Origin of the sequence: Shewanella saliphila, assembly GCF_014648295.1 — a bacterium.
GTDB lineage: Bacteria > Pseudomonadota > Gammaproteobacteria > Enterobacterales > Shewanellaceae > Shewanella > Shewanella saliphila.
The window spans coordinates 17,999-36,396 of record NZ_BMQV01000020.1; the positions used below are offsets into that span (position 1 = coordinate 17,999).

Here is an 18,398-nt window from a genome sequence, read left to right on the forward strand (position 1 = left end):
GTGACGTTGGCTTTTTGTTATCTTAGCCTAGCAATGAGTCTCGCTTATGGTGTTTTGCTTTATCAACAAACATTGCTTTGTCGGCCAAGGTTAAATACTCACAAAGATCTAAATCTTGTTTTGCTTTTCGGCTCACAATACCTTGACTGTAGGCCAGTTGATACGGCTTGTTTGATTGTTGATTATGCTGGGCAATTAATTCGCTAAACCGTTTGAGCACAACATCGACACTGGTTTGGTCTCTTTGGCTTAGCAACACCACAAATTCGTCACCGCCAAAGCGAGCGATAACATCAGACTCCCTAAAACATTCAATTAATAATTTTGCAAATGTGGTGAGTGCAACATCGCCTTCTTCATGACCATACTCATCATTGATGGCTTTAAAATAGTCTAAATCAAAGCCACGACGATTGGTGATGCCGGTTAATGGGTCGAGGGTGTTTTGCTGAATCGATATCAACTCAGCTTCTACGAGTTTGCCTAAATCTTCTAATGCCTGAGCGTCTTGTTTATCAAAGGTTCTGGGATTATTGTCAATAATGCATAAGGTACCGACTCGCATACCATTAGGCATGGTCAACGGAAACCCAGCATAAAAACGAATATTGGGCGTGGCGAGCACTAATGGGTTGTCGAAAAAGCGCGAGTCTTGCAGCGCATCGGGCACAACCATAACATCAGACTGATTAATCGCATGGGCGCAAAATGAGATATCGCGGCTGGTTTCACATACATCGAGGCCTTGCACTGATTTAAACCATTGTCGGTCACTGTCAATTAAACTCACCACACTGATCGATACCGAAAACAACTGTCTAGCTAAGCGAGTAATACGATCAAAGCGCTCTTCTGTTTCAGTATCTAACACGTTCAAACCTCGAAGTGTTTCGAGGCGTGTGTGCTCATTTTCGGGTATCGGAGCAAGCAGCATTAACGCAACCTTTTAGTTGATTTACCTGATCTAAATAAAGCAGTAAAGTGCTGCTATTTCAACTTTAAAACAGATTAAGGCTGTAAAATTTCATTATAAATTTCAATCACGGCGTCTGTTTTTTGCTCCACTGTATGGTGGGGCAACTTACCGGGCAATTGTTGCAATGTCAGTTCATGGTTTTCATCGCGAAGCCAACAGTAGGTTTGCGTTAGGTGTTGTGCATGCATCACGGGTAACAACTCTAGGTCGGCAAGTACTTCAAAAATACGTACGTTATCAGACCAAATGGTCAAGTCATGGTGTTGATGGGCATGAGCAAGCACTAAGTATTGGGCAATAAACTCAATGTCGGCAATGCCGCCAGCGCTTTGCTTAAGATCAAACTGCCCAGGTTCAACGTGCAACAAATGATCGCGCATTTTTATCCGCATATCGCGCACCGCTTTGGCAAGGTCGGCTTGATTGCGTGCTTGTTGTAATATTTGCCCGCGCAAGTCACTAAAACGCCCAGCTAAGGTGTAATCACCAAAAACAAAACGCGCCCTAACTAATGCTTGATGCTCCCAAGTCCAGGCTTCAGTTAACTGATATTGACCAAACTGTTCAATTTCGCTCACTAACAAACCAGAGGACCCCGACGGACGCAAACGCATATCAACTTCGTATAGCTCACCCGAGGTTGTACGAGTTGCAAATAAATGCACAATCCGCTGAGCTAATTTTAAATAAAAGTGGCTGTTATCAATTGATCTTGGCCCATTAGTGCTGCCCGCATCGCTATGGCCATGTAAAAAGACTAAATCTAAATCGGAACCATAACCCAGCTCTAGACCGCCCAATTTGCCATAACCAATGACCGCAAAGCCCATATTGCTTGGGCTAGTTCCTTCTGGCACACCATGTCTTGCCGCAACCTGGTGCCAGGCTTGTAGCACCACTTGCTCAATAATCGCTTCAGCTAAAAAGGTTAAATGATCGCTTACTTGCATAACCGGCAATACCCCGGTGACATCTGCAGCAGCAATTTTTAACTGTTGCGACAACTTAAATTGTCGCAGCGCTTCCATTTGCTGCTCCATGTCATCTTCTGGCACGCGCAGTAAATATTGGCGTAACTCGCTTGGGTAATCATCAATAGAGGTGATGTCATATAGCTGCGATGGGTCAATCAGCTCATCAAGCAGCATCGGGAAGTTAGCCAGTTCTCGCGCAATCCAAGGGCTGGCACAACATAAACTCACTAGCTGTTGCCTGGCGCCTGGGTTTTCGCATAGTAATTCAAGGTAAGTCGTGCGGGTTAAAATTTTATCCAACACGTTAGACACTGGCTTAAATGCGGCACTCGGTATAGATTGATTAAACAATTCTTCAAGCAATTTGGGCATGAGTTTGTCTAAGGTTTCTCGGCCACGAGGACCAATAGAGCGCTTAGACACGGTTTGACGCCAATCACTTAACATCGGCCACAGTGCTTCGTCTTCAATCTGCTGCTCTTGCAGTAGGGCTAATGCGTCTTCATCTTGCTGAATATTCCAAACTAGCGATGACCAATGATCGTTATATTCATGGTTATCACTGCCACCCACGGTGGCATTAAAGTGCTCATGAATGGTGGCCATTGCATTATCGATTTGCTCGCGCAGCTGTGTTTCGTCTTCTAGTTCTAGGGGTACGCACAATCGTTGCCAGTCAAGGTCGTTATTAGGCAGTGTTTGCGTTTGTTTATCGTCAATGGCTTGAAGTAAGTTTTCCACTCGGCGAAGTAAAATGTAACTGTGTTTAAGCTCATCAACGGCTAAATATTCTAACTGCCCCAAACTGTATAAGGTATCAATGGCGCCAAATAAGCTTTGTTGACGTAACGCAGGCTCGCGTCCACCGCGAATTAACTGAAAACTTTGCACCACGAATTCCACTTCACGGATCCCGCCTGCACCCAATTTAATATTGTCGGTTAATTGCCTGCGTCTGACTTCTTGGGCAATTAATTGCTTCATTTTACGTAATGACTCAATTGCCGAGAAGTCGATATAACGGCGATACACAAATGGGCGTAATAAGTCATGCAGCTCATCGCAATAACCACTCCAAGGCCCTAATACGCGGGCTTTCACCATGGCATAACGTTCCCAGTCGCGGCCTTGTTCTTGGTAATAATCTTCTAATCCGCTAAAGCTGACCACCAGCGGGCCACTTTCGCCATATGGGCGCAGGCGCATGTCGACACGAAATACAAAACCATCGACCGTCACTTGATCAAGAATATTGACTAGACGCTGACCCATTTTGATAAAAAATTGTTGGTTAGCTTGCGCGCGGCGACCGCCAACCGTTTCGCCATGTTCAGGAAAAGTAAAAATTAAATCGATGTCAGATGAGAAATTGAGCTCACGGCCACCCAACTTGCCCATGCCTAAAATTAATAATGGTTGCGGCTTCCCTTCAGCACTCGTTGGCGTGCCAAATTGCTTGCACATGTCTTGGTAAACCCAATCGCGAGCAGCAATAACGAGGGCTTCTGCCAACGATGATAAGTCCAGTAATGACTCTTCTACTGGGGTGTAATTTAAAAAGTCGCGCCATGCTAAGCGCACCATTTGTAAATTACGATAACGACGTAACACTGATTTAGCCTGGTCTTCTTGGGTTACACCTTCTAATTGAACATGTAACTCGCTGTCAAATTGGCTTCGGTCAATGTCATCTAATAGGCCATCAAACAGTTGCACTATCCATTCAGGACGACGACATAATTGCTCAGCAATATAATCACTTAAAGCAAACACCGACATTAACTCTTGCTGTTGTTCTTTGGACAACTCGGTTGTCGCTTCAGGCCAAACTTCGCAGAGTCTTAACCAGTAACGATCTGCGGTTTCAACTAGCGCTGCAGATAACACCTTGTTACTTTGGTTTTGCATGGCAATTAATATCCCTAAAGAAAATGAATGTTGGACATATTATGTCGTGAATGCTATATCTAATGATCAGTCTATTGATGCAGATTAATATCATTGACATCAAGATTACTATAACCTGTGTCATATTGAATTAGCACATGAAAAATCTACATTTTGGAGAAAACATGGTAGGTCACCTCCCCCGTGTACTCACATTGATAACCGTGATGATTGTCGCGCTAACGCTCAGTGCTTGTGGCGATGAAAGGCCTGAGCAAATTGCCAAGTACCAGCAATTAACGCAACAGCGTCTGGAATTATTATCAACATCGCTCGATGGCGATCAATTACGTAATGCCAATTTATTGAAGCAGTACACCAGTATTTTAGCTAAGCGTCAGCCTGATTTAGCCCCTTTGTTAAATGAATTAGCCAAAGATGCAGGCACCGAAGGGCCTATGTTTCAGTCGCTAACTCGTCGATATAAGGATTTGAGCAATAGCGCAAATTTTGTTGATTTAGACCAACAACTGGCTGAAGCGCAAAATGTATATCAAGCCGCAGATACCAGCTTATACAACGACATGTTATCGGATCCGGTCAACGTGGTTGCTGATATGTCTCAGGGTCAATTAGCCCGAGTCAACGCCATTAGCCGTGAAGCCGAGGCCTTGGCAAACGGCACGGATGGCACAGAACCTGGCAGTCAATTAGTGGGTAACCCGGCTTATGGTAGCTGGCAAACTGGCTCAAATGGCACGTCTTTTTGGGCTTGGTATGGCATGTATGCGATGTTTTCTAACTTTACCCGCCCCATTTATTACGACAATTGGTCAAGCCGTCGTGGTTACAGTTACTACAACGATGTCGGCCGTTATCGCTATACATCGCCAAAACAGGCCACTTCACAAGCCAAAACATTTGAACAAACTAAAAAGCGTTTTGACAGCCAGGGTAAACGATTTGATAGCCCATATGCTAAAACCCGCACAGGCTCGACTACCTTGTCGCGTCAAAGTACCAGTGCACCAAAACCCAGTAGCACGACTCGCACGGCGAGTTCTAGCAGCAAGTTTCGTTCAAATTATTCTAAAGACAGCAGTTTCCGCAACTCAAGCAGCCGCACTAGTCGCGGTGTTAGCCGTGGTAAATAGGTAAGGACTCCCCATGACATTTTTTCAAGAATATGGCTTAACTCAACCTCTGGCGATCATCCTAGTCATCGACTTAAGTATCGCGATTGTGTTGCTGGCATTGATGCGTTACCTGCAAGGTTGGAGCATTAAAGTTAACAGCAGTGCCGAATTGGCTGAGCGTGATAATTTTGCCTTTGGTATTAGTACCGCAGGTGCCGTTGCTGCATTAGGTATTGTGCTAACGGGTGCGATTACCGGCGAAGCTGCTCCTTCGTATTTAACCGAAGCCATTGGCATGTCGGCTTACGGTTTATTTGGTTTAGTACTCATTAAATTTGGGCGTTTTTTACATGACAAAATCGCCTTAAATGAATTTGCCAAAAATGCCGAAATCTTAAAAGGTAATGTGTCAGTTGCTGTTGTTGATGCTTCTGCAGCCATTGCGACGGCCATTATTATTCGTGCCGTATTGATGTGGGCAGAAGACATCACCGTAAACACCTTTATCGCTATTTTTAGCGCGTTTTTAATCTCGCAGTTAATGCTAGTACTGCTGACTCGCCTACGCGAACAGCGTTATGCCAAACGCAACCAAGATGCCTCAATGCAACAGGCGTTAACCCAAGACCAAACCGCTTTAGCACTGCGTCACAGCGGTTATATGATTGCCATGGCATTAAGCTTTAACGCTGCCAGTCACTTTATTATTTATCAACCGACGGGCTACGTTACCAACATCATTGGCTGGTTTGTGTTCTCGTTAATAATGCTAGTGACCTTGTCATTACTCATTGCTTTAGTGAAAAAGCTGGTTTTAGCCGGCATTAACTTAGCAGAAGAAGTTGAAAAGCAGCACAACATTGGTATTGCCGCGGTCGAAATGGCAATCAGCATTGCTGTCGCACTGATTTTAACGGGGTTAATGGCGTAATTTATGACAACCCCTTTGCTTGATCCTAGCCCCCACACTGCAGCGCAAGGGGGCAAAGAGCAAAGCCTTCCGGTATCTCGCAATGTGTCGTGGTTTGATGATGCCCTATTACTGGGCATTATGGCTGCGCTAGCGGGATGCGGCCTGATTTACGAATACCTATTGTCACACTATGCTGGGCGTATTTTAGGCGCGCTAGAAGCCGCCATTTACACCATGATTGGCTTAATGATTGTGTCCATGGGTGTGGGGGCATTTGCTGCCCGTAAAATCAAATGCGCCTTTACCGGCTTTGCGATGCTCGAGCTCACCGTGGCATTGTGTGGCTCGTTTGCCATTATCATTACCGCAGCGGTAATTGGCTTTGGTCAGCAATTACCCCTCACCATTGCCAATACCCTTGGCTTACCACCCGACCATTTACCTAACGGCGGTTTTATTGCCAGCTTGCAAACCTTAAGCGAATACTTACCTTACGTTTGGGGCGTGTTGCTGGGGTTAATGATTGGTATGGAAATCCCATTAATTGCCCGGGTACGGCAATCGTTATCTGACGCCCATTTACTGCACAATGCTGGCACCATTTATGGTGCCGATTACATTGGTGCGGGTGTCGGTGCTGCCATTTGGGTCGGCTTTATGTTGGCAATTGATATTCAATTAGCCGCCGCATTAACCGCCAGCGTAAACCTATTAGCGGGACTGGTTTTTATTTGGCGTTTTTGGACGCAAATTCGTCATGTAAAATTATTATTAGTCGGCCATATTATTGCCAGTGTAGTGATAGGCTTATTGGCAGTAAAAGGCCCAAGTTGGGAGCAACACTTTAATAATTTGTTATACAAAGACAAAGTGGTTTATGCCAAGGCCACTCGTTTTCAGCAACTTAACTTTACTGAACGGCTGCGCGGCGGTGGGCTCCCCCCCGTGTATAACTTGTACATCAATGGCCGTTTACAGTTTTCTAGCAGCGATGAACACATCTACCATAGCTTTTTAGTGCACCCAACATTGGCCGCCAGTGCACGTCACGACAATGTGTTAATTATTGGCGGGGGCGATGGCCTTGGGCTCAAACAAGTACTCAAATGGCAGCCTAAAGCAGTTACCTTAATGGACCTAGATCAGGACTTATTAACGTTATTTACAACACCACCAGCCGACATGCCGACTCATTTAAGTGAAGCATTATTAACGCTCAATGGCGATGCGCTCAACGATCCTCGACTTACTTTAATGGTCGACGATGCGTTTAACGGTGTTGATAAATTATTGCAAAGCGGCCAACTCTTCGATGCCATCATTGTGGACTTGCCCGATCCAAGCCACCCAGACTTAAATAAACTTTACTCTGATTTGTTTTATCGCAAACTCAACGAGCTGCTCAATGCTGACGGTGTGATCACGGTGCAATCAACCTCGCCTTATCATGCACCTAACGCCTTTATCTCGGTAGGTAAAACCTTAAGCTCAGCCGGTTTTAATGTGAAACAATATCATCACAATGTGCCCAGTTTTGGAGAGTGGGGCTGGAGTATTGCCACTAAGATGGGTAAAAACCCACAACAACGATTAGCCGCCATTGATGAAATCCCGGTGCCAGAGGACTGGCTAACACCTGGGCTTATTCAAGCATCATTTGAGTTTCCGAAACATTTTTACGACGATATAGACAAGATTAAGGTAAACGAAATTGGCTCATTGCAGCTGTATCATTACCACTTAGCTGCATGGTCAGAAAATGAAGTAATTAATCTTTTTTAATTGGATCAGATAGTACTTGACATATTATGTCTGGGTGTTATCTTTACTCACAGACATAATATGTCAATTAAGGACGAATATGAACATCCATACTATTGCGAGTCACCTAAACGGACTATGCGACCAAAGCCAAACAGGCTTTCAGTTTGACTGCTATCCCATTGATGGTGATGTTGAAGTGTTACAAGTTAATGTTGTCGGCCGTGAAGAAATTCCGGTGTTTGTATCAGTAACTGACAACCAAATATTGTGTATCAGTTATCTGTGGGGCGAAAACGAAGTTAACCAAGCCCGCCGCGCTGAAATGTTTGAGACCATGTTAGAGCTCAACATTCCAATGCCATTATCTTCATTTGCCAAAATTGATGATAAGTACGTGGTGTATGGTGCGTTATCTGTGCAATCAAGCATGGAAGAAATTGAACAAGAATTAGCAGTACTGTCAGACAACTGTCTGGAAGTCATCGACGAACTCGTCGAATTTTTAAACTAAGGAGCCAACTATGGGCATTCTAAACAAGATTCTTACAGCGTTTCGTGGTGGTGCAACTGAAGTTGGCCAGACTATCGTTGACGCTAACTCAACCCGTATTTTTGAACAAGAAATCCGTGATGCAGAAAAGCACTTAACTAAAGCTAAGCGCGAGCTAACCGACGTGATGGCGAAAGAAATGCAAGCTAGCCGTGAAATTGATCGTCTAAAGCGCAGCGTTGCTGAACACGAAGGTTATGCGACTCAAGCATTAGACAAAGGCAATGAATCATTAGCCATTGAAGTGGCAGAAAAAATCGCTCAGCTAGACCAAGAGCTTGCAGAGCAACAAACGGCCAACGACAGCTTTAGTGCTCACGCGGTACGTTTAAAAGATTTAGTGAAAAAGACCGAGCGTCAATTGTCTGATTATCAACGTCAATTAACCATGGTTAAGACCACTGAAAGCGTACAAAAAGCCACGGCAACCATTACTGACTCGTTTGCATCGAGTAATTCTAAGTTGCTTAATGCTAAAGATTCTTTAGAGCGCATCAAGGCGCGTCAGCAACAGTTTGATGACCGCTTAAAAGCATCTGAAACCTTAGCAGACGAAAACAGCGATAAGTCTTTACACGCTAAATTGGCTGAAGCAGGTATTGGTGAACAAAAGTCGAACGCCAATGCAGTTTTAGACCGCATTAAAGCACGTAAAGGTTAAGGGTTATGGGATTTCTTAGCGGCCTTTTTGGCAAAAAAGAAGCCCCGAAGCGTCAGCTTGACCACCCAAATAAACTGCTCAAGGGTGATATGTTAACCCTTGATGACAGTTTTGCTTTGCCCGCGCAACTGCGCGGGCAACAGCTAAAGGTTGAAGCCATTCATACCTATGAATACCAGCGCTCGCAGGTTTGTGAATTCTTATTACGTGGCCATAGCGGCACCGCAATCTTTCTGTCTTACATTCAAGAAGACGAGTCTTACCTCAGTATTTCAATCAAAATCAACCGCGCCGATGTGGAGCAGATATTTGACCTTGATGCCTTTGCTGAAATCTTTGAAGAACCCGGTAAAGCAACTCTGGTAACAAACACCTTATCTACAGAGCTTGACGCTGAGTTTGGCCAATGGTTAAGTGATGAATACCATCAAGTTGAATTTGCAGGATTTGGTTATTTCCATCGCCAGGATTATCGTGGTTTAACCCCTCCACAAGACGACAATGGCAACCGAGGTGAAGGTTTTGAAGGCTATAGTCTAGTCAATAATCAAGACACTCATGCTGTTGATATTGAAGTATACGAAGGCGGCGACACCGAAGTTATGTTGACCTTATATCGCCCACTATCCGATATTAGAGACTACTGGCCGGCAAGCTGATACAAGTAGGAGATAACCTTGTTATGAGTTCAGGTAAACCGTTACCGGATAAATGGCTTAAAAACCAACAAGCCGCAAAAGCCACGCAAGTGGCTTTTGATCTAGATGAAAAGTTTCAATACTCCATCCGTAAAGCCGCTTTAGATAAAGGCGTAAGTCCGTCTGATCAAATACGCACCATCCTCGGATTATCGGTCTCTAAACGACCTAAACGCCCTAGACTAACCGTATCGTTAAGTGGTGAAGACTACGTGCTATTGGCACAAAAATATGGCTTAGATAGTGATGCTCAGTTAGAGATCAAAAAACGCGTACTTGATGATCTAGTTCACTTTGTTGATAAAACCTCGTCGACTTAACTCTACTTAAAGCTGATTTAAACAACGCACTAGGCTCGCGCCTTGTGCGTTTTTTGTTATGATAACCACTCGTGCTTAACAATTAATTAAACAGGCTTAATTCATGTTTGAATCTAAACGCTGGACACTTAAAAATATAGATGGTCCCAGTCCATTTGAGTTAGCCATGATGGTGTTGTCATTGGTGTCGGTAGTCATCGTACTGACCATTACTTTTGGCCGTTTAGATACCGAAACCAATAAAGTGCTGCTGTATATCGACAGCAGTATTTGTATGATTTTTTTGAGCAAGTTTTTTTATGGCTTATTCAAAGCCCGCAATAAAACCTACTACCTGCGCCACCACTGGATAGATTTTGTTGCCAGTATTCCTGCCATTGAAGCGCTACGGTTTGCACGTATATTTCAAATTTTACGGGTGATCCGTTTAATCCGCATGAGCCGTTCACTGCTTATTCCGTTACTGCGTCAACGCAAACAAACCACATTAGCCAGCTTATTAGTGGCCATGGTATTAATTTTAGCCACGGCTTCTGTACTCATTTTACTGGTGGAAAGCGCTGAACCTAATGCCAATATTCAAACCGCAGAACAAGCCATTTGGTGGGCGTTAGTGACGATTTCGACTGTGGGTTATGGCGACTTTTATCCGGTGAGTACCATAGGCCATGTGATTGGTGGATTAGTGATAATCAGTGGCGTGAGCTTTTTCGGGGTCATCTCAGGTTATATGGCATCGGTATTTGTCGCACCTGATGAAACCGAGCGTCAAGAAGAGCAAGATGCAAAAGAAGCCCACAAAGAACAAATCAATAGCAAACTAGAAGCGGCGCTTGAACAAATGCAGCAGAATCAATTACAGATGGAACAAAATCAGCAAGAGATGCTTACTGAAATTACCAAGCTAAGGCTACAACTCGATAAGCCCTAGCAACCCCCTTACCGCGCAGCAAATATATAAAAAGCCCAACGTCGACAAGACCTTGGGCTTTTAATGGCATAGCAGTTTGCTAGCCACCCACCAGCTTTTGCCACCAGGATAATGGCTCACCGCAATTCTCTGCAGGGCGATAGCTGGCTTCTAATGCTGGTAAACCCACAATATTGTCGCAATTACCTTGTTTTGCCATGCCGGTGGTACGATCAAAGTAGCCATTAATCACCCCATTGACAGGGATCATTCGCAAACTCATCGGTGGACGTTGTTGTAAGAATGCCTGATAGACCGCCATTGCGCCGCTACTGCCATATAAGCCTGTTTTGCTGTTGTCGTCTTGACCAACCCAAATGGCCGCTACATTTCGCTCGTCAAAGCCTGCAAACCAAGAATCGCGACTGTCATTACTGGTTCCGGTTTTACCCGCTAAACGCACACCTGGGAAGGCCGCGCCTAATCGCTTAGCCGTACCAGAGCGCACCACATGATTCATCGCGTACTGAACTAAATAATCGGTGGCAGGGGCAATGGCCTGTGAGCTCGGGGCCCGGCTAACATCTAATGCCTGGTTTTGACTGTCTAACACCGCAGTGATTGAAGTCAACTTACGATAACGCCCCTCATCAGCCAAGGTTTGATAAACCTGCGCCACCATCAAGGGTGAGCCATTGACAGCGCCTAATAGCATTGATGGGTAAGGCGATACTGACTCACTCCACCCCGCCTTTTGTAAGGTGTTAACCACACTATCAACGCCAACGGCCAAACCGACATTCACTGTGGGCACGTTCATTGAGTCTTTAATCGCTGTGAGTAATGGCACTTGCCCACTGAACTTTTTATCGAAGTTTTTAGGCGACCAGGTGTTACCTTGCTCGTTTTTCAAGGTAATCGGTTTATCGTCAATCGGGGTAGCCAATGAAAACTTATCGCTTTGATTTAATGCCGTGGCATACACAAAGGGTTTAATGAGCGAGCCAATAGGACGTCGAATTTCAACGGCGCGGTTAAACCCCTGATAACCCGGTACCTTATCGCCAACCATTGCCGCAATACCGCCACTGTATTTGTCGGTAACCACCATGCCCACTTGGATATTTTTAGCACGCTTATCCAATGACGCCATAGTCGACGACACTGCCTTTTCAGCCGCCTCTTGGGCCATAGGATCAAGGGTGGTATACACTTTTATCCCAGACTGTTGCAGCAGTGAGTCACCATAACGGTCACGTAGCTCTTGTTTTACCACAGCAAAAAACGCCGGTAATTTTTGATGCACTGACTTTTTAGCACTGCGTAAACCCAGTGGAGACTCTGCTGCAGCTTTGTATTGGGCGACGGTCAGTTTGTCGTTTTCCATCAATAAGCGCAGTACTAAGTCACGACGATCCTGAGCCCGCTCCGGGTAACGCCAAGGGTTGTAGTATGACGGCCCTTTAATGACCGCAACTAAAAAGGCTTGTTGCGACAGGGTCAGCTCACCGACAGGACGCCCAAAATAAAACTGCGAGGCTAAGCCCATACCGTGTACACCACGCGCCTTGTCTTGCCCCATGTACACTTCGTTGAGATATGCTTCTAAAATTTCATCTTTGCTGTAGCGAAAATCAATAATCAGCGCCATTAAGGCTTCACGCACTTTACGCACAATAGAGCGCTCGCTGCTTAAAAAGAAGTTTTTAGCTAACTGTTGGGTTAACGTCGAGCCTCCTTGTACGGTACGACCTGCTGATATATTTACCAGCGCAGCACGGGCAATGGCCAACGGGTTAACACCGTAGTGATCATAAAAACTGCGGTCTTCAACCAAAATAAGGGCATCAACAATACTCGAAGGCATTTCGGCTGTTGGCACAAATAATCTGTCTTCGCCATCGCCAGCAATAATCCGGTCAAGCAATACCGGCTCTAAATGAAACACGGCCAATTCGCGTTTGTCAGACATTCGCTTAACCGAGCTCACACCGTTTGAATCAAAGCTTATCATCACCCGTTGTTCAGCTTGATTACCCTCAGGGTGCAAAAACGGACGACGCCATAATTCAATCTTGGTACTTGAGGCAGAAAACTCACCCACCTGGCGCGGATTAGCCACTTTGCGATAGCCTAATAATTTGAGTTCGGCCATTAATTGTGGGTGGTTAACCGCAGCACCAGGATATAACGCCATTGGGCGGCTAAAGACTTGCGCAGGCAAATGCCATTTTTGCCCCTCAAATTTTTGGGCAATAATTTGGTCTAAATAGATCGCATAAAACGTAACGACAGCAAGGCCAACAAGCGACAGTTTCCACGTAAATGACCACAGTGGACGCCACCATGATGTGGTCGATCTTTTAGCTTTTGACTTTTTAGTGTTAGTCTTTTTAGGCGTTTTTTTTGTCATAAATCTTCATTCGTTTAATGTTGCACAGTAATCGATTCGCCTTAACTCATATGCGGTTTGCTTATAAACCGGGCGTTTTCTTTTTAGTAAATTTAGTGGCGACGGTATTCACTGGGTCATCGGGCCATAAATGGCGAGGATAACGACCACGCATTTCTTTTTTAACCTCTACATACGGCCCTTGCCAAAAACTGGCTAAATCAGCAGTTACCGCAAGCGGACGTTGCGCCGGAGACAATAACTCCATGGTCACGATCATTTTGCCGTGCAATATACTTGGGCTTTGCGCTAAACCTAACGCTTCTTGTAAACGCACACTTAAGACCGCTCGGCCTTGGTCTACCTCACTGTTGTAAAAATCGCCATTGGCGTCGAGTGGCATTTGGTATCTTATTGGTGCTCTGGTACCTGTTGCCATAGGCCAATGTGTTGGCACTAATTGATCAAGTAACGTTTGTTGCTGCCAGCTTAAGCGGTTTTTCACTAACCCATACGCATCGACTTTGGCTAATGCGGCCAGCGAGTTAACCTGTTCAACATATGGCCCTAGCCAATCAGTCAAGGTGGCCATTAAATGGGTGTCAGTCAAACACGGCCAATCATGTTCTGGAGCATAAAATCGCGCTAATTCGACTCGGTATTGTAACTGGATTAATGCCGCGTCACGATTAAGGATTGTTAACCCTTTTAAACGAACTTGTGCTAATAATGCCGCGGTAATGTCAGCACGCTGCGGGGCAATACCAGTATCGACTTTAATAATAATCTGGCCGATTTTAGTGTGTTTTTCGGCAAAAAATCGCCCTTTCGCTTCATCCCAACCACCTTGCACCTCGCGTGTCACTAGATAGCTCAACTCATGGTCAAATAAACGCGCATCAAGCCGGGCGGCTAAATACACTTGCCCAGCATTACGGCCTTGAGTTTCTTGAAAGTCAGCAACCACTAACCAAGGCTCGTGTGCCAGGCTGTCATCTGCGGCAATGACCACGCCAGTACCGTTACTGAGTAAAAAACCATCTTGTCCTCGCGCTTTGGCGATACGGTCGGGGTAAGCGAGTGCTAACAAATAACTGATGTCTCGAGTTGATGCTTGGCTTATGGCATCTTGTAACTGGCCCGATATGGCCAACGATTGCTGCCATTGACGCACTTGCTGTTTAATTTGCCCGTGCAAAGCTTCGGTTAAGTAATGATGAATGTCGGCGCCTTTTTTAGATAAACCGCGCGCTTCAATAATACCCGCCAATATACAGGCTAAGACGCACAATTGCGGCTGAGATTGCTCACTGGCAACCTGTTTAGCCTTGAGCAGCATATGTGCCAAACGCGGATGACAACCTAAGGCATAAGCCTGGCGCCCTAGTGCGGTTAACTTTCGCTGTGGGTCAGTTAACGCTAACTGCTGTAATAACTGCCATGCTACTTGTTCATGAATGGCTGGCGGTGCTGTCAGTAATGACAACTCGGTGAATGTTTTTGCGCCCCAGCTGGCACAATCTAATGCCATTGAGGTGAGCTCGCTGAGGCTAATTTCTGGCTCGTCAACTTTGCGTAAACGCCCATGCTCTTCCTGGCTCCATAAACGCACGCAATAACCTGGCGCCAAACGCCCTGCCCGGCCACTTCGCTGCACAGCAGATGCCTGACTAATACGCTTAAGCCCTAAACGCGTCACGCCAGTTTTGGGATTAAAGCTGGCTTCACGCCGATAACCACTGTCGATAACAATTGTTATCCCTTCAATAGTGAGACTGGACTCAGCCACGTTGGTCGCCAGTACAATTTTACGCTTACCAGGTTCGGTTAACCCAATAGCCCGATCTTGCTCTGCTGGGCTTAAATCACCATACAAAGGGCAAATAAGCCATGTTGGATCTAAACGTTCACGAAGCAAGCGGGCCAACTTATTAATTTCACCTTTACCGGGTAAAAACGCTAATACGCTACCGAGTTGATATTCACTTAAACTGGCATCATTAACGGTGTCGTTAATCACCTTTGCCATATGCATTAACCATTGCTGCTGGGCAGGGCAAGGTTGATAGTGATGCTGCACATCAAAGCTACGCCCTTGACTGCTAATTTGCTGCGCCTCGGGCATTAAGTTGCTCAGTGGCAAACCCGATAACGTGGCCGACATAGCCATTATCGTTAAGTCATCACGTAATGATTGCTGTACCTCAAGTGCGAGCGCAAGACCGAGATCGGTAGGTAAATGGCGTTCATGAATTTCATCAAAGATGATCACTGCAACCCCAGCAAGCTCTGGGTCGTGTTGGATCATCCGAGTTAAAATGCCTTCGGTGACGATTTCGAGTCGGGTATTTTTGCTCACTTTCGTATCGCCCCTAACCCGATAACCCACATCCTGTCCGACAGCTTGTCCTAATTGTTTTGCAATAAATTGCGCCACATTACGCGCAGCAACTCGCCGAGGTTCAAGCATGATGATTTTGCCGTTAATTTCTGGCCAGGCTAACATGGCTAACGGCAAGGCTGTCGATTTGCCCGCGCCTGTTGGCGCTTCAAGAATGAGTTGTGATTGCTCATTAAATGCTGTGCGAATGTCGGCTAACACGGCATGGATTGGCAATGTGGCAGATGAAGGGTGTGATGAGGTCAACGGCATTTACTTTTTTATCGCTATTTACGACGTATTTTATACTAATACGTCGCAAGGATACATGCACTAATCGGTAGCACTCAGCCCTAATGCTTGTCTTTCTTCTGAGCTGACAATACTGATCGCGTCTGTTAACCATGGGGTGCGAATACCATTGGTTAATTCGGCAAGTCGGGTCGGTTTATTAATGGCGTAGCCTTGGGCGTAATCAACGCCGATATTTCTTAAATACTCGCCAATGTCGGTATTTTCAACAAATTCGGCAATCACTTCAAAGTTCATGTCTTTACCTAATTGGCAAATGGCCGCCACAATAGCTTTGTCGCTGCGATTACTGCATAAGTTCACCACAAATTGGCCGTCAATTTTAACGTAATCGACATTGAGACATTTTAAATAAGCAAAACTTGAAAAACCTGAGCCAAAATCATCCAGAGCCAATTTACAGCCAAAAGGTTTAAGCAAATCAATTAAGCCTGTGGCTTGATCTAACTGACTAACCGCTGCGGTTTCAGTAATTTCAAAACACAGTTTATCGACTAACTCAGGCTCAACCATCAAACGCATTTCGAGCCAACTCATGAACTTTTGGTCGGCTAATGACATTGCAGATAAGTTAACGGACACCATAGATAATTCTCGCCAAGTGTCGAGATTGTCACTGCCCCATTTGAGTAAATTGTCGATAACCCAGCTATCGACTCGCGAGGCTAAGTTATAACGCTCTGCGGCGGGTAAAAATATCCCAGGAGACACATAGGTACCATCGCTTTGCACCATACGCAGCAGGATTTCCATGTGAATACCGCTTTCTTTTTTATCAAGCGGCTCAATAAGTTGATAAAACAATTCAAATTGATTTAAGGCTAGCGCACCAGTAATGTCTACCGAGGCCAACATTTGGTTATACATGGTGTGCATTTGTGGGTCGTCTGGATTATAAAAATGCCAACGATTTCGGCCTTCCTCTTTTGCTAAGCGGCAGGCGGCATCCGCTTTACTCATCACACCATAAATATCTGGATCGTCATAATCTACCTGAGCAAGACCAATACTGGCACTGACATTGTGCTTAATGCCTTTCCAAGTAAACTCATGACCAAACAACTGCTGGCATATACGTTTTGCCACCAATTGCGCCGAGGTCGCATCTGAATAGTGCATTAACAAACCAAACTCATCGCCGCCTAAACGCGCAACGACATCACCTTTACGTAGCAATTGTTTGAGTCGAGTAGCCACTTGCTGCAATAACAGATCGCCAGCCTGATGGCCGCTAAGATCGTTAACCACTTGAAATTGATCAAGATCGAGAAACGCAATACAGGCAGGCACATGGTCATCGTCTTTTTGCAGGTCATCAAGCATGTTTTCAAACTGCAAACGGTTAGGTAACCCGGTTAGCACATCGTGGTTAGAGTGAAATGACAGTTCATCAGCTAATCGGTACCGTTCACTCACATCTTCAACAATTAACAGTAATTGTTGCTGGCGATTTAATGCATGACAAAAGCTGAATTTGTACCAATGATTTTTAATGCCATTTTTAATCGGGATCTCACACCAGGCCTGACGCAAAATACCTTCCCTAACGATATGCAGTGTATCGTTAAGTAACGGATGGTCCTCTGGGCGTAAAAGGTCAAATAAATTATCATTAACCTTAATTGATAGTGTGCTCTGCCACACATCATTTAGCAGCACCACATTGTTATGTAAATCAACTAACGAAGATGCCATTGGCAATAATTGAAATAACTCTTGGTATTGCTTATCTTTGCTATCAAGCACCACCGCTAAACGGCGTAATTCCAGTGATGACGCTAACTGATAAGCAGTGTCATCAAGGAGCTTATTGATAAATGCGGCGGGGTCAGGTTGTTGCTCTGCAATCGTTGTTTGATCTGCTACACATAAGGTGGCTAATACAACCTTAACATTACCTACACCGGTCACAGGGCTTATCGCAAGCTGCTGACAATCAATTTTCAGTGACGAAAACGTTTGCAGCAAATGCTCAAGAATTATTGGCTCTGTGGTAGCGGCGGGCTTATTATCGGCTGCGGAATAAATGATGGGATGTACATGAGTAAACAAGGCTTCACACAAGCGAAGATTGTTATTGACGCTTTGATTAAATAATACCTGCACATCTGGCGACTGACCAAAATAGCTTACACATTGCTGCTCTGTCGTATCAATAATATCACTGTCTACGGCAAATACTTTATCAAACTGGCTTGTGATCACAAAGGCAGCATTACAATCTAGTCGACTACAGACGAGTTTTAGTGCCCGATTGAGCAGTTCTAATACCGAGGTATTATTCCCTTCAATAGGTCCATTTGTGAACACACTTTTCAATAGTTGCTGGGTGCTATCTGCCATTCATCAACTCAGTCAAGGTTTGCAATTCAATTTGCTCAGGGATAAAAACGTGCGCTATTTTATCGTGAAGTTTCAATTAAGTGTAGTTTAGACATTCAACAATAACGACATTAGTTTTGTATCATACTGTATTAATAATCTATTCGTGTTTGGGTTTCAACTCATTACTAATAAAGGCAACG

Annotated in this window: 13 protein-coding genes; 8 read left to right on the forward strand and 5 right to left on the reverse strand. The window is 45.0% G+C overall.

From position 1 onward, the window contains the following. Positions 1-22: 22 nt before the first annotated feature. A complete protein-coding gene (locus tag IEY48_RS10965; RefSeq protein WP_188920217.1) occupies positions 23-934 on the reverse strand; it encodes a GGDEF domain-containing protein in 912 nt (303 codons plus the stop codon). Positions 935-1,008: 74 nt separating this feature from the next. Continuing rightward, a complete protein-coding gene (gene glnE, locus IEY48_RS10970) occupies positions 1,009-3,864 on the reverse strand; it encodes a bifunctional [glutamate--ammonia ligase]-adenylyl-L-tyrosine phosphorylase/[glutamate--ammonia-ligase] adenylyltransferase (RefSeq protein ID WP_188920312.1) in 2,856 nt (951 codons plus the stop codon). Positions 3,865-4,022: 158 nt separating this feature from the next. Between glnE and IEY48_RS10975 the strand changes: the two genes are divergently transcribed. From IEY48_RS10975 to IEY48_RS11010, 8 genes are all read left to right on the forward strand, one after another. Then, on the forward strand, positions 4,023-4,991 hold the full coding sequence (locus IEY48_RS10975) for a hypothetical protein (RefSeq protein ID WP_188920219.1): 969 nt from the start codon (positions 4,023-4,025) through the stop codon (positions 4,989-4,991). A gap of 13 nt (positions 4,992-5,004) precedes the next feature. Then, on the forward strand, positions 5,005-5,904 hold the full coding sequence (locus IEY48_RS10980) for a DUF350 domain-containing protein (RefSeq protein WP_188920221.1): 900 nt from the start codon (positions 5,005-5,007) through the stop codon (positions 5,902-5,904). Positions 5,905-5,907: 3 nt separating this feature from the next. Beyond that, on the forward strand, positions 5,908-7,668 hold the full coding sequence (locus IEY48_RS10985; RefSeq protein WP_229786410.1) for a polyamine aminopropyltransferase: 1,761 nt from the start codon (positions 5,908-5,910) through the stop codon (positions 7,666-7,668). 79 nt (positions 7,669-7,747) lie between these two features. Next, positions 7,748-8,161, forward strand: coding sequence for a YjfI family protein (locus IEY48_RS10990; RefSeq protein WP_188920223.1), 414 nt, complete (start codon positions 7,748-7,750; stop codon positions 8,159-8,161). A gap of 10 nt (positions 8,162-8,171) precedes the next feature. Beyond that, positions 8,172-8,861, forward strand: a complete 690-nt coding sequence (locus IEY48_RS10995; RefSeq protein ID WP_188920225.1) for a PspA/IM30 family protein — start codon at positions 8,172-8,174, stop codon at positions 8,859-8,861. A 5-nt stretch (positions 8,862-8,866) separates the two neighbouring features. Next, a complete protein-coding gene (locus IEY48_RS11000) occupies positions 8,867-9,520 on the forward strand; it encodes a hypothetical protein (protein ID WP_188920227.1) in 654 nt (217 codons plus the stop codon). A gap of 23 nt (positions 9,521-9,543) precedes the next feature. Beyond that, positions 9,544-9,879, forward strand: a complete 336-nt coding sequence (locus tag IEY48_RS11005) for a hypothetical protein (protein ID WP_188920229.1) — start codon at positions 9,544-9,546, stop codon at positions 9,877-9,879. Between the two features lie 103 nt (positions 9,880-9,982). Further along, entirely contained in the window at positions 9,983-10,810 is an 828-nt protein-coding gene (locus IEY48_RS11010; RefSeq protein WP_188920231.1) for a potassium channel family protein, read from the forward strand. A 79-nt stretch (positions 10,811-10,889) separates the two neighbouring features. Here IEY48_RS11010 and mrcB read toward each other — a convergent pair whose 3' ends face one another. The 3 genes from mrcB to IEY48_RS11025 form a co-directional block, all read right to left on the reverse strand. Then, a complete protein-coding gene (mrcB, locus tag IEY48_RS11015; protein WP_188920233.1) occupies positions 10,890-13,202 on the reverse strand; it encodes a penicillin-binding protein 1B in 2,313 nt (770 codons plus the stop codon). A gap of 61 nt (positions 13,203-13,263) precedes the next feature. Then, the gene (gene hrpB / locus IEY48_RS11020) at positions 13,264-15,828 is read right to left on the reverse strand and encodes an ATP-dependent helicase HrpB (protein ID WP_229786411.1); all 2,565 of its coding nucleotides are present in this window, start codon (positions 15,826-15,828) and stop codon (positions 13,264-13,266) included. Positions 15,829-15,894: 66 nt separating this feature from the next. Next, positions 15,895-18,216, reverse strand: coding sequence for a putative bifunctional diguanylate cyclase/phosphodiesterase (locus IEY48_RS11025; protein ID WP_188920236.1), 2,322 nt, complete (start codon positions 18,214-18,216; stop codon positions 15,895-15,897). Between the last annotated feature and the right edge of the window lie 182 nt (positions 18,217-18,398).

Excerpts from the sequence above, each read along its gene's own strand:
- IEY48_RS10965 (WP_188920217.1), bottom strand. The coding sequence starts at position 934 with ATGCTGCTTGCTCCGATACCCGAAAATGAGCACACACGCCTCGAAACA.
- IEY48_RS10975 (WP_188920219.1), top strand. The coding sequence starts at position 4,023 with ATGGTAGGTCACCTCCCCCGTGTACTCACATTGATAACCGTGATGATT.
- IEY48_RS10980 (WP_188920221.1), top strand. The coding sequence starts at position 5,005 with ATGACATTTTTTCAAGAATATGGCTTAACTCAACCTCTGGCGATCATC.
- IEY48_RS10985 (WP_229786410.1), top strand. The coding sequence starts at position 5,908 with ATGACAACCCCTTTGCTTGATCCTAGCCCCCACACTGCAGCGCAAGGG.
- IEY48_RS10990 (WP_188920223.1), top strand. The coding sequence starts at position 7,748 with ATGAACATCCATACTATTGCGAGTCACCTAAACGGACTATGCGACCAA.
- IEY48_RS10995 (WP_188920225.1), top strand. The coding sequence starts at position 8,172 with ATGGGCATTCTAAACAAGATTCTTACAGCGTTTCGTGGTGGTGCAACT.
- IEY48_RS11000 (WP_188920227.1), top strand. The coding sequence starts at position 8,867 with ATGGGATTTCTTAGCGGCCTTTTTGGCAAAAAAGAAGCCCCGAAGCGT.
- IEY48_RS11005 (WP_188920229.1), top strand. The coding sequence starts at position 9,544 with ATGAGTTCAGGTAAACCGTTACCGGATAAATGGCTTAAAAACCAACAA.
- IEY48_RS11010 (WP_188920231.1), top strand. The coding sequence starts at position 9,983 with ATGTTTGAATCTAAACGCTGGACACTTAAAAATATAGATGGTCCCAGT.
- mrcB (WP_188920233.1), bottom strand. The coding sequence starts at position 13,202 with ATGACAAAAAAAACGCCTAAAAAGACTAACACTAAAAAGTCAAAAGCT.
- IEY48_RS11025 (WP_188920236.1), bottom strand. The coding sequence starts at position 18,216 with ATGGCAGATAGCACCCAGCAACTATTGAAAAGTGTGTTCACAAATGGA.